The sequence below is a fragment of the Dankookia sp. GCM10030260 genome (assembly GCF_042666655.1).
Taxonomy (GTDB): domain Bacteria; phylum Pseudomonadota; class Alphaproteobacteria; order Acetobacterales; family Acetobacteraceae; genus Paracraurococcus.
In genome coordinates, this window is sequence record NZ_JBHTDE010000001.1 from 58538 (window position 1) to 70655 (window position 12118).

The following is a 12118-nucleotide window of genomic DNA, read 5'->3' on the forward strand; positions in this document are numbered from 1 at the left end:
TCTCCCTAGGGTCTGGATGGCGCGAGCGCGCCGAAATCACCCGCCGCCGTGGCCTTCCGGCCGATCCGGGCAGCAAGCAACGCGGAGAACAGGAAGAGCAGCGCCTCGGCCGCGAAGACCGCGCCATAGGCCAGGCCCGGGGAGGCGATGAGGCTGCGCGCCAGGTCGCTGGCCGCCGCCCCCGCCAGGCCGCCGAGCCCGAAGGCCACCGCCTGCGCCGCGCCCCAGAGGCCGATGCGCATGCCCTCGCGCCTGGCGCGGCCGCGGCCGGCCATCTGCATCATGGTGGCGATGGCCGCCGCGGCGAAGGCGCCGTTGGCCAGGCCGAGCGCGACATAGGCCACGCGCAGCGGGAAGCCCGGCCCCACCGTGCCGGCCGCGGCCAGCGCCGCCAGAGCCAGCGCCGAGGCGAGGCAGCCGCCGATGGTCCAGGCGCGCAGCGAGCCGAAACGCTCGCCGCCCAGGCCGCCGGCCAGCGCGGCGAGGATCATGCCGCCGAAGACGCCCATGTGCTGGGCCGATGCGAGCCTGGTGGTCTCGCCGAGCGAGAGGCCGAAGACCTGGCCGCCGAAGGGTTCCAGGATCAGGTCCTGCGCCGAATAGGCCAGCATCGAGACGAAGACGAAGATGGTGAAGCGCCGCGCCTCCGGCTCCGCCCAGACCTGCGCCAGGGCCTCGCGGAAGCTGCCTTTCGCGGCAGGCCGTGCCTCGACGGCCGGCGCCGCCGGTTCCATGCGCCAGATCGCCGCCGCCGCCAGCAGCACGGCGATGCCGCAGACCGTGGCGGTCACCGCCAGCAGGCGCTGCGGCGAATAGGGGTCGAGGAACCGCCCGGCCAGGGCGGTGGTGACGATGAAGCCAAAGATCATCATCAGCCAGACGATGGTCGCCGCCGGCGCCCGCCGGTTCGGCGCGACGCGCGTGGCGAGGAGCGCCAGCAGCGAGGTGCCGGCCGCCCCCACCCCGGCGCCGACCGCGAGGAAGGACAGCACCGCGAGGCCGATGCCGAGCGCCAGGTGTTCCGCCATCAGCGCCGTCGCCGCCGCGGCGCCGAACCCGCCCAGGGCCAGCACGCCGATGCCGCCGATGATCCAGGGCGTCCGCCGCCCGCCGCGGTCCGAGCCATGGCCCATCGCCGGGCGGGACAGCTGCACCGCGTAGTGCAGCGCCACCAGCAGGCCAGGGATGGTCGCCGGCAGCGCGAGCTCCACCACCATGACGCGGTTGATGGCCGAGGTGGTCAGCACGACGACGGCGCCGAGCGCGGTCTGCACCAGCCCCAGCCGGAAGATGCCGAGCCAGCCAAGCGAGCCCTGGCCCTGGTGCAACTGGGTCCCGCTCATGGCATCACCCCCGGCAGGACGGGCCGCAGCGCGAAGGCCGTCACCAGCATCCCCAGCACGTAGAGCGTGGTGCCGGTGCCGTTGTACCAGGGCGCCTTCTCGCGCGGGTTGGCCAGCAGCACGCGCATCAGGGCGACCTGCGCCAGCAGCGCCGCGGCGATCGCCGCGGCATGCCAGGGCGCGCCCCAGGACAGCAGCAGCCCGACCACCAAAACCTGCGGCGCCGCCATCAGCCCGCAGGCGATCTGCGCCGCGCGTTCCGCGCCGAGCGTCACGGGCAGCGAGTTGATGCCGGTGCGGCGGTCGCCCTCGACCGCCTTGAAGTCGTTCAGCGTCATGATGCCGATGGCGCCGATGCTGTAGAGCCCGGCCATCAGCAGCACCCGGGAATCCGGCGCGCCGGCGCTCATCACCGCGGCGCCGGTGATCCAGGGCAGGCCCTCGTAGCAGGCGGCGCAGGCGGTGCCGCCGAGCCAGCCGTCGCGCTTCAGCCGCAGGGGAGGGGCGGAGTAGATCCAGGCCAGGACCAGCCCCAGCACCGTCGCGGCGAAGCCCCAGGGACCGAGGATGGTGGCGACCGCGAGCGACAGCGCGGTCCACATGACGGCGATGCGGAAGCCCCAGTCGCCCGGGATGCGGCCGGACGGGATCGGCCGGTTCGGCTCGTTGATCGCGTCCACGTGCCGGTCGTACCAGTCGTTGATCGCCTGGCTGGTGCCGCAGACCAGCGGCCCGGTCAGCAACAGGCCGGCGACGATCAGGTGCCAGCGTCCATGGCCGCCAAGGCCGGAGGAGACGACGCCGCAGGAAAACGCCCACATCGGCGCGAACCAGGTCACCGGCTTCAGCAATTCGAGGCAGGCGGACAGGGCCGGGCGGGCGACGGTGGCGGTCATGGCTATCCCTGTTCGGTGCCGTCGGCCGGCAGGTCGCCGAGCCCGTAGCGCCGCAGCTTGACGTAGAGGCTCTGCCGGCTGAGCCCGAGCATCTCGGCGGCCGAGGCGCGGTTGTCGCCGGTCAGCTCCAGCGCCGCCTCGATGCAGAGCCGCTCAATCACATCCGTTGCCTCGCGCACCAGGTCCTTGAGCGGCACCTGGCCGATCAGCTCGGTCAGCTGCTCGACCGACCGCGGCGTGCGGGTGGAGGCGCGGGCGGGGGCGGTGACGCGCGGGCCGACATCGCGGATGGCGAAGCCGTAGCAGGGACCGACGCCGTTCATGACGGAAACCGCGGAGATCTCGACCTCGGTGGTGGCGCCGTACTCGCCGCGCATGGTCGTGGCGAAGAGCCGCACCGGGCCGCGCTGGCGCAGGCTGGCGGTCAGCACTTCCAGCTCGACGCCGGGCTGGCCCAGCCAGCGCTCCAGCGGCTCGGCGAGCGCCTGCTCCTCGTTCGGCAGCTGCGCCATGTCGAGGAAGGCGGCATTGGCGGTCAGGATGCGGCCGTCCTGGCCGGTGACGACGAAGGCATCCGGCACGTTCTCGACCAGCTTCAGCAGCTTGGTCTTGGCCTTGGGCAGCAGGATCGCGTTTGCATCGGCGACGGGAATGCCGAGCCGCACCAGCAGGTAGGTCGTGCTCTCCTGCCGGAAGGGGGAGGCGGAGACGATGATGTCCTTGCTGTTCTCCTCCAGCTGCACCCGGACCTCGTCGGCCCGGCCGGTGGCGCGCACCCCGGACAGCAGGAGCTCGACCGATTCGCGGCCCTTGGGGGCGAAGATGTCGAGGAATTCGCGCCCCGCCGGGCGGCGTGGCGTGCGGCCGAGCAGGCGGTCGGCCGCCTGGTTGGTCTCGGTCACCTTCTGCGCCTGGGGATCGAGGATCAGCACCGGGTCGGACCAGAGCTGGAACAGCATCCGGTAGCGCGTCTCGGCATGGCGCAGCCGCGAGTAGTCGCGGTCGAGCGACTGCTGCGCCTCGAGCAGCCGCTGCTGCAGGGCGGAAAGCTGGCGGAGGTCGCGGCCGAAGGCGACGGCACGGCTGCCGTCACCGACCCGCACCGCGGAGAACAGGATGGGGACGGAGGCGCCGCGCGCCGAGAGCAGGTTCACGTGCCGCCAGGGCCGGTTGGCGCCCGCCGCCGAATCGGCCAGCAGCGACACCACCTTGGCCCGGCTGTCCGGGGCGACCGTGTCGATCCAGGGCTTGCCGAGCCACGAGTCCTGCCCGGCCAGTTCCTCCGCCAGGCCTTCGCTGTTGAAGGCGACGTCGCGGACCGCCCCCGTGGCATCGACGATGATGGCGACGTCGGCGGCAGCCGTGATCAGGACCGCCGCGGCTTCCGCATCCAGGTCGCCCAGCGACGTCTTCGGGGCTTTGAATGCCTTCACGAGCGCAATATCCCTTCACGGCGGAGAGCACGGTCCGCGCCCGCTTTACCGCCATTCGGCTCAGTCCCAATGAGCCATCAACGAGAGCATGCGCTCGGCCTGCAAAGTGGCCTGCTGGCCATCCGCGGCGGTTGCATCGGCGCCGACCAGCGCGACGTATTCCGGATGGGCGATGAAGGCGGGCCCGCCCACCATGACGCCGGCGCCACGGTTGCGGACGCTTTTGCGCACCACGCGGATGCAGGCCGCGACAGCGTCCAGCCGGTCCTCGGAGGCGGCGGAGATGCCGATCACCTGGAAGCTTTCCCGCCGCAGCAGGGTGGCGAATTCGGTCGCCCCGCGCGGTGCCGGGTCCCAGACATCCCAGCCGGCATGGCGGAAGAAGCCGGCCAGCATGTCGCGGCCGAAGCTGTGTTGCTCGCCCGGTGCCGTGACCAGCAGGGCGCGGCGGATGCGGGATTGCGGCCGGACGTCGCGGGTGAGGCTGTCGTCGTAGTCGCGCACCATGTGCTGCAGCCGCATCAGGCCGAGCGTCACGGTGGAGAAGTCGCAGCGGTCGCTTTCCCAGGCCGCGCCGAGCCAGCGGGCGGCGGGCGCCAGCAGGTCGAGATAGATATGCGGCAGGGTCACGCCGCGGTCGCGCTGCGCCTCGACCAGCGCCAGGGCGGCGACATGGTCGTCGACCACCAGCAGCAGGCAGAGCCGGTCGACATCCGCCGCGGTCGGCACGGCGCCGAACAGCGCATCGAGGTCGGGGCGGGCGCTGGCGGTGCCGCGGGTCAGCAGCAGCCGCGGCAGGACGGTATCCTCGATCGCCCGGGCCAGGGAATGGCGCTGGGTGGTCCGTTCATCGGGCTCGGGCGTGATCCAGCGGGCGGGCGCCTCGGCGAGGCCCATGCCGGCTGGAGAGGACGGAGACTCCGTCCGGTGCCTTGATATGCTGTCTTGCCCCAAGGCGACCATTGGGCCTCTCCCCGTTGCGGAGTTTATCGACCCGACCTTAAGCCGGTGTCAATCACTCCTTACGTCAATCACGCTTGACACTCTGAAGCCCATCGACCTAGCCTCCCTCTCAGCGAAATCTTCGCTGCGGGAGGTACGCCAGAATATCGGCCGGGTCTGTCCCGGGAGCACCGTCCCTCGGATGAGGCAAGGTGTCCCGCAGGGCCAACCCAGGACCGGTTTCAGAGCGGACCTTCGGGACAGAGGGTTGTCAAGCGATGTTTACATCCGGCGTGCTGGCAAAACTCACCGCCCCGATCGATGCCTGCCCCTGGGGCACCGTCGCGGGCCGCCATGCCCGCCATGCCGCCCCCCGCCGGCCGCTCTACACGGCGGAGGAGAGGGTCCGCCGCGACGCCACCCGCTGGACCCTGGTGCAGGGCGTCCTCGCCCCGCTGCAGTTCGCGGTCTTCCTCGTCAGCCTCGGCCTGGTGCTGAACTTCCTGGCGACCGGCGACGGCTACGCGGTCGCCACTGCCTCGGTCGTGGTCAAGACCATCGTGCTCTACGTCATCATGGTCACCGGCTCGATCTGGGAGAAGGTGGTGTTCGGCCGCTGGCTCTTCGCCCGCGCCTTCTTCTGGGAAGACGTCTTCAGCATGCTGGTGCTGGGGCTGCACACCGCCTATCTCGGCCTGCTGCTGACCGGCACCGGCGACGCCGAAGGCCTGATGTTCCTGGCACTCGCCGCCTATGCCGCCTATGTCGTCAACGCCATGCAGTTCGTCATGAAGCTGCGGGCCGCGCGGCGCGACGAGCGCGGCTGGCGCGGCGCCGATGCCGACATGCTGGGCTATTCCAAGTGAGCAGCCTCGCAGCCCTCGGCCGGTCGCCCGTCGACCAGGCGGGCTGCACGGACGCCCCGGTGCTGCGGGAGCGCGGCCAGCGCGAGGTCTTCTGCGGCCTGACCGGCATCATCTGGCTGCACCGCAAGATCCAGGACGCGTTCTTCCTCGTCGTCGGCAGCCGCACCTGCGCCCACCTGATGCAGTCGGCCGCCGGCGTGATGATCTTCGCCGAGCCGCGCTTCGCCACCGCCATCATCGACGAGCGCGACCTGGCCGGCCTTGCCGACGCGAACGAGGAGCTCGACCGCGTGGTCGGCCAGCTGCTGGCGCGCCGCCCGGACATCAGGCTGCTCTTCCTGGTCGGCTCCTGCCCGTCCGAGGTCATCAAGCTCGACCTGTCGCGCGCCGCCAAGCGGCTGGACCGCGCGCATGGCGACGTCCGGGTGCTGAACTACTCCGGCAGCGGCATCGAGACGACCTTCACCCAGGGCGAGGATGCCTGCCTCGCCTCGCTGGTGCCGGAGATGCCGGCCTCGGTCACCACCGCGCCGGCGCTGCTGGTGGTGGGCGCGCTGGCCGAGGTGGTCGAGGACCAGATGCGCCGGCTCTTCGCCGCGCTCGGCATCGGCCCGGTCGCCTTCCTGCCGCCGCGGCGGGCGCGCGAATTGCCGGCTGTCGGGCCGAATACCCGCATGCTGCTGGCGCAGCCCTTCCTGGCGGATACCGCGCGCGCCTTGGAAGCCCGCGGTGCGAAGCATCTGCCAGCGCCCTTCCCGCTGGGCGCCGAGGGCACCACCGGCTGGCTGCGCGCCGCGGCCGAGGCCTGGGGGGTGGACGCCGCCCGTTTCCGCGCGGTGACCGAGACCGGCGAGCAGCGCGCCCGCACCGCGATCGCCCATGCCCGCAGCGTGCTGGCCGGCCGCCGCATCTTCTTCTTCCCCGACAGCCAGCTGGAGATCCCGCTGGCACGCTTCCTGGCGCGCGAGCTGGACATGCGCCCGGTCGAGATCGGCACGCCCTATCTGCACCGCGCGCATCTGGCGGCCGAGCTGCCGCTGCTGCCGCGCGACGTGCTGCTGTCGGAAGGCCAGGACGTCGACCGGCAGCTCGACCGCTGCCGCGCCGAGAAGCCGGACCTGGTGGTCTGCGGGCTGGGGCTGGCCAATCCGCTGGAGGCCGAGGGCTTCGCCACCAAGTGGTCCATCGAGCTCGTCTTCACGCCGATCCAGGGCTACGACCAGGCCGGCGACCTCGCCGAGCTGTTCGCGCGGCCGCTGGTGCGGCGCCAGAAGCTGAAGGTCTAGGACGATGCAGCTCGCCGTCTGGACCTACGAAGGGCCGCCGCATGTCGGGGCGATGCGCGTCGCCACCGGCATGGAGGGGCTGCACTACGTCCTCCACGCCCCGCAGGGCGACACCTATGCCGACCTGCTCTTCACCATGATCGAGCGGCGCAGCGCGCGCCCCCCCGTCACCTACACCACCTTCCAGGCGCGCGACCTCGGCGGCGACACCGCGGAGCTGTTCAAGACCGCGGCGCTGGACGCCTACGAACGCTTCCGGCCCGAGGCGATGATCGTCGGCTCCTCCTGCACGGCCGAGCTGATCCAGGACGATCCCGGCGGGCTGGCCAAGGCCTTGCGGCTGCCGATCCCGGTGGTGGCCCTCGACCTGCCCTCCTACTCCAAGAAAGAGAATTGGGGGGCGTCGGAGACCTTCTACCAGCTGGTCCGGGCGCTTGCCGGGCCGCAGGCGCCGCCGCCGGGCACCCAGCGCGGCCCGGGGCGGGTCTGCAACATCCTCGGCCCCACCGCGCTCGGCTTCCGCCACCGCGACGACGTGCGGGAGATCGCCGGGCTGCTGGAGCGCATGGGCATCGAGGTGCGGGTGACCGCGCCGATGGGGGCGCGGCCGGCCGACCTGGCGCGGCTGGGCGAGGCGGATTTCAACGTCGTGCTCTACCCGGAAGTCGCCGGCCAGGCGGCCGCCTGGCTCGGCCGGACCTTCGGCCAGAAGGCGACGCGGACGATCCCGATCGGCACCAATGCGACGCGGGAGTTCGTCGCGGAGGTGGCGGCGCTCGCCGGCATCGACGCCGCGCCGGTGCTGGCCGCCGAGGCGGCGCGCGCCGCCTGGTATGCGCGCTCGGTCGACAGCAACTACCTGACGGGCAAGCGGGTCTTCGTCTTCGGCGACGCGACGCATGCGGTCGCCGCGGCGCGCGTGGCGGCCGAGGAGATGGGCTTCAAGGTCGTGGGCCTCGGCACCTACAGCCGCGAATTCGCGCGTGACATCCGCACGGCGGCGGCGCTGTACGCGGTGGAGCCGCTGATTGGCGAGGACTACCTGGAAGTCGAGGCGGCGATCCAGGCGGCGCAGCCGGAACTCATCCTCGGCACCCAGATGGAACGCCACATCGCCAAGCGGCTGGGCATCCCCTGCGCGGTGATCTCGGCGCCGGTCCATGTGCAGGACTACCCGGCCCGCTATTCGCCGCAGATGGGCTTCGAGGGGGCGAATGTCCTCTTCGACACCTGGGTCCATCCGTTGATGATGGGCCTGGAGGAGCACCTTCTGGGCATGTTCCGCGAGGATTTCGAATTCCACGCGGAAGCCGCGCCGTCCCATCTTGGCGGCGCCGCGGCGCCGGCCCCGGTGGCGGCGGCCGTGGCCGACGTGCCGAGCGGCCCGGCCGGCTGGAGCGCCGAAGCCGAGTCCGAGCTGAAAAAGATCCCGTTCTTCGTGCGCGGCAAGGCCCGGCGGAACACCGAGCGTTTCGCGGCGGAACAGGGCCTGGCCAGCATCACGCTGGAGACTCTCTACGATGCCAAAGCCCATTTTTCCCGCTGAGGAGGCCGCATGAGGATCGAGACGCCGCATGCCGCGCTGCACCGGGGCCGGACCCCGTCCCAGCTGGACGGCGAGGGCAGCGTGCAGGTGCACCTGGACCCCAACCTGACCATCGGCACCGCCAAGGTCTTTTCCGTCTACGGCAAGGGCGGCATCGGCAAGAGCACGACCAGCTCGAACCTGTCCGTTGCCTTCAGCAAGCTCGGCAAGCGGGTGCTGCAGATCGGCTGCGACCCGAAGCACGACAGCACCTTCACCCTGACCAAGTCGCTGATCCCCACCGTCATCGACGTGCTGGAATCGGTGCAGTTCCACGCCGAGGAATTGCGGCCCGAGGATTTCGTCTTCCAGGGCTACAACGGCGTGATGTGCGTGGAGGCGGGCGGCCCGCCGGCCGGCACCGGCTGCGGCGGCTACGTGGTCGGCCAGACGGTGAAGCTGCTGAAGGAGCACCACCTGCTGGAGGAGACCGACGTCGTCATCTTCGACGTGCTCGGCGACGTGGTCTGCGGTGGCTTCGCGGCACCCTTGCAGCACGCCGACCGCGGCATCATCGTCGCGGCCAACGACTTCGACAGCATCTTCGCGATGAACCGCATCATCGCCGCCATCAAGGCGAAGTCGAAGAACTACGACGTCCGGCTCGGCGGCGTCATCGTCAACCGCAGCGACGACACCGACCAGATCGACAAGTTCAATGCCGCCACCGGCATGAAGAGCCTGGCGCATTTCCCCAACCTCGACGTCATCCGCCGGTCCCGCCTGAAGAAGGCGACCCTGTTCGAGATGGAGAGCACGCCGGAGCTGGAGGCGGTGAAGCTGGAATACCTGCGGCTGGCCGCCAGCCTCTGGGCCGGCACGCCGGCGCTGGAAGCCTCCCCGATGAAGGACCGCGACATCTTCGACCTGCTCGGATTCGACTGATGGCCCTGCCGAAAGTCTCCCGGGTCTGGATGAAGCTCAGCCCGGACCTGCTGCCCTTCGCGGATGCGGCGTCCGCGACCCTGCCGCTCGGCCGGCTGTTCCGGCTGTCGCTGTTCCAGGTCTCGGTCGGCATGGTGGCGGTGCTGCTGATCGGCACGCTGAACCGGGTGATGATCGTCGAACTCGGCGTGCCGACCTGGATGGTCGCCGTCATGGTCTCCCTGCCGCTGGTCTTCGCGCCCTTCCGCGCGCTGATCGGCTTCCGCTCGGACCAGTACAAGTCGGTGCTGGGCTGGAAGCGGGTTCCCTATGTGTGGCTCGGCTCGGTCTGGATCTTCGGCGGGCTGGCGATGATGCCCTTCGCGCTGATCATCCTGTCGGGCGACACCTTCGCGCCGCCGATCGTCGGCCAGGTCGCCGCCGGCATCGCCTTCCTCTGCGTCGGCGCGGGCATGCACACGGTGCAGACCGTCGGCCTGGCGCTGGCCACCGACCTTTCGCCGGTCGAGCAGCAGCCGCGCGTGGTCGCCCTGCTGTCGGTCATGCTGCTGCTGGGGATGCTGCTGAGCGCGCTGGTCTTCGGCGCCCTGCTGTCGAATTTCAGCCAGCTCCGCCTGATCCAGGTGATCCAGGGCGCCGCGGTGGTCAGCATCGTCCTCAACCTCGTCGCCGTCTGGAAGCAGGAGGTGCGCAATCCCGCCGCCACCCACCCCGACCGCGAGCGCCCGGCCTTCCAGGCCGCCTGGGACGAGCTGCGCCGGACCGACAAATGGGTCCGCCGGCTGACCGCGACCGGGCTCGGCAGCTTCGCCTTCGCCATGCAGGACGTGCTGCTGGAACCCTATGGCGGGCAGATCCTCGGCCTGACCGTGGCGCAGACCACGCTGCTGACCGCGGCCTTCGCGGCGGGCGGCATCGTCGGCTTCATGCGTGCCGCGGCGAAGATCGCCGGGGGCGGCGACGCGCACCGGGTCGCCGCCACCGGCGCGCTGATCGGCACCGTGGCCTTCACCGCGGTCATCGCCGCGGCGCCGCTCGGCAGCGGCTTCGTCTTCGCCGTCGGTACCGGGCTGATCGGCTTCGGCGGCGGGCTGTTCGCCCATGCCACGCTCACCGCCTGCATGCGCGCCGCGCCGCCGGCGCAGATCGGCCTGGCGCTCGGCAGCTGGGGTGCGGTGCAGGCCACCTGCGCCGGTGCCGCGATCGCCTTCGGCGGCGTGCTGCGCGACATGATCTCCGGCCTCGCGATGCGCGGCACGCTGGGGGAAGCGCTGGCCGGGCCGGCCACCGGCTATGGCGTCGTCTACCTGATCGAGATCGCCCTGCTGTTCGCCACCATCGTCGCCATCGGTCCGCTGGTGCGGCCGGTCGGCGGCGTGCCACGTCCCGAAGACCTGCGGATCGGGCTGCCCGACCCGCGCGGCGCCTAGCGCGAGGAGACACGCGTCATGACCTACATCGCCTATTCCAGCCAATTCGACGCAGCGGTGCTCTCGCTGTACCTGTTCTACGCGGCCTTCATCGTGCTCATCATGTATCTCCGCAACGAGGACCGGCGGGAAGGCTTCCCCCTGGTGCATGAGGTGAATGGCGAGCTCGTCGTCATCAACCCGCGCAGCGCGCCGAGGCCGAAGATCTGGAACCTGGCGCATGGCGGCCCGACCGTCGCGGGGCGCGAGGAGCGCGACCTGACCGGCCTGCTGACGCCGACCGCCAAGGTGCCCGGCGCGCCGCGCCTGCCGCTCGGCAACCCGCTGGCCGATGGCGTCGGTCCTGCCGCATACGCGCTGCGCGCCGACGTGCCCGACCTGACCTTCGACGCCGCGCTGCCGAAGATCGTCCCGCTGCGCGTCGCCACCGAATATAGCATCGCGCACGAGGATATCGACCCCCGCGGCTGGTACATGCTGACCGCCGACAAGCGCGTGGTCGGCACGGTCAAGGATCTCTGGGTCGACCGGTCCGACGTGATCCTGCGCTACATCGAGGTCGCGGTGCCTGGGGCGAATGCCCGCAGCGTGGTCTTCCCGATCGGCCTGGCGAATTTCGACCGCAGCAAGCAGGAGGCCTCGACCAGCGCGCTGCTGGCCGACCAGTTCCTCGCCGCGCCCGGCCTGAAGGACCCCGACCAGATCACCCTGCTCGAGGAAGACAAGGTCAGCGCCTATTTCGCCGGCGGCTACATGTACGCCACCCCGAACCGGCAGGAGCCGGTGCTGTGATCAAGGAACACGACTACGAGCCGGTCTGGGGCCTGCCGGAGAAGCTGCCGGAGGGCGAGGTCATCCTCTGGCAGGGCCGCCCCGACCGGCGGGCCTTCGTGCGGCGGGCGCTGCACCTGCCGGGCCTGGCGACCTATTTCGGGGTGCTCGTCGCCGCCCGCGTCGCCTCGGTTCTGATGGCCGGCGCGTCGCTGCCCGTCACCGCGATGGACGCGCTGTGGTTCATCCTGCCGTCGCTGCTGGTGATCGGCATCGCCCTGGTCTTCGGCTGGGCGGTGGTGCGCACCACCGCCTACACCATCACCAACCGCCGCGTGGTGATGCGCTTCGGCATCGCCCTGTCGATGACGGTGAACCTGCCCTTCGCGCTGGTCGGCGCGGCCGCGGCCAGGCTGCATGCGGACGGCTCGGGCGATGTCAGCCTGGCGCTGCTGAAGCCGCACCGGGTGTCCTACATGTTCTTCTGGCCGCATGCGCGGCCCTGGCACCTGCTGCGGCCGCAGCCGACGCTGCGCGGCCTGGCCGATGCCGGCGCCGTCGCGCAGATCCTGGGCCGTGCCCTGGCCGGCGCGGCCTCGGTCCCGGTGCAGGCCATGGCCACCGCCGGCGCCAAGCCGGGCAACGCCGACCTGCCGCAGCCGCAGGCGGCCTGAACGAGGA

The 12118-nt window shown here is 71.3% G+C and carries 11 protein-coding genes; 7 read left to right on the forward strand and 4 right to left on the reverse strand.

Annotation, left to right across the window (positions count from 1 at the left end; genetic code table 11):
- Positions 1-5 precede the first annotated feature (5 nt).
- The 4 genes from ACFQS7_RS00300 to ACFQS7_RS00315 are packed head-to-tail and all read right to left on the reverse strand — an operon-like array spanning position 6 to position 4569.
- Positions 6-1343 carry a BCD family MFS transporter gene (locus ACFQS7_RS00300; protein WP_380065018.1) on the reverse strand — a complete coding sequence of 446 codons (1338 nt, stop codon included), beginning with the start codon at positions 1341-1343 and terminating at the stop codon, positions 6-8.
- Positions 1340-2239: a chlorophyll synthase ChlG gene (gene chlG / locus ACFQS7_RS00305; RefSeq protein ID WP_380065019.1), complete on the reverse strand. Its 900-nt coding sequence runs from the start codon at positions 2237-2239 to the stop codon at positions 1340-1342. The genes ACFQS7_RS00300 and chlG overlap by 4 nt, the downstream gene beginning before the upstream one ends.
- 2 nt (positions 2240-2241) lie before the next feature.
- Positions 2242-3672: a transcriptional regulator PpsR gene (ppsR, locus tag ACFQS7_RS00310; protein WP_380065020.1), complete on the reverse strand. Its 1431-nt coding sequence runs from the start codon at positions 3670-3672 to the stop codon at positions 2242-2244.
- Positions 3673-3732: 60 nt separating this feature from the next.
- Positions 3733-4569 carry a B12-binding domain-containing protein gene (locus ACFQS7_RS00315; protein ID WP_380065021.1) on the reverse strand — a complete coding sequence of 279 codons (837 nt, stop codon included), beginning with the start codon at positions 4567-4569 and terminating at the stop codon, positions 3733-3735.
- A gap of 323 nt (positions 4570-4892) precedes the next feature.
- Here ACFQS7_RS00315 and bchF point away from each other — a divergent pair, with 323 nt between their 5' ends.
- The 7 genes from bchF to puhB are packed head-to-tail and all read left to right on the forward strand — an operon-like array spanning position 4893 to position 12111.
- Positions 4893-5480 carry a 2-vinyl bacteriochlorophyllide hydratase gene (gene bchF / locus ACFQS7_RS00320; protein WP_380065022.1) on the forward strand — a complete coding sequence of 196 codons (588 nt, stop codon included), beginning with the start codon at positions 4893-4895 and terminating at the stop codon, positions 5478-5480.
- On the forward strand, positions 5477-6766 hold the full coding sequence (locus ACFQS7_RS00325; protein WP_380065023.1) for a ferredoxin:protochlorophyllide reductase (ATP-dependent) subunit N: 1290 nt from the start codon (positions 5477-5479) through the stop codon (positions 6764-6766). The genes bchF and ACFQS7_RS00325 overlap by 4 nt, the downstream gene beginning before the upstream one ends.
- A 4-nt stretch (positions 6767-6770) precedes the next feature.
- The gene (gene bchB / locus ACFQS7_RS00330) at positions 6771-8312 is read left to right on the forward strand and encodes a ferredoxin:protochlorophyllide reductase (ATP-dependent) subunit B (protein ID WP_380065024.1); all 1542 of its coding nucleotides are present in this window, start codon (positions 6771-6773) and stop codon (positions 8310-8312) included.
- A 9-nt stretch (positions 8313-8321) separates the two neighbouring features.
- Complete coding sequence (gene bchL, locus ACFQS7_RS00335; protein ID WP_380065025.1) at positions 8322-9236, forward strand: ferredoxin:protochlorophyllide reductase (ATP-dependent) iron-sulfur ATP-binding protein; 915 nt, start codon at positions 8322-8324, stop codon at positions 9234-9236.
- Positions 9236-10666, forward strand: coding sequence for an MFS transporter (locus tag ACFQS7_RS00340; protein WP_380065026.1), 1431 nt, complete (start codon positions 9236-9238; stop codon positions 10664-10666). Before bchL ends, ACFQS7_RS00340 begins: the two co-directional genes overlap by 1 nt.
- A gap of 18 nt (positions 10667-10684) precedes the next feature.
- Positions 10685-11458, forward strand: coding sequence for a photosynthetic reaction center subunit H (gene puhA / locus ACFQS7_RS00345; protein WP_380065027.1), 774 nt, complete (start codon positions 10685-10687; stop codon positions 11456-11458).
- Positions 11455-12111 carry a photosynthetic complex putative assembly protein PuhB gene (gene puhB, locus ACFQS7_RS00350; protein WP_380065028.1) on the forward strand — a complete coding sequence of 219 codons (657 nt, stop codon included), beginning with the start codon at positions 11455-11457 and terminating at the stop codon, positions 12109-12111. Before puhA ends, puhB begins: the two co-directional genes overlap by 4 nt.
- The last annotated feature ends 7 nt before the right edge of the window (positions 12112-12118 follow it).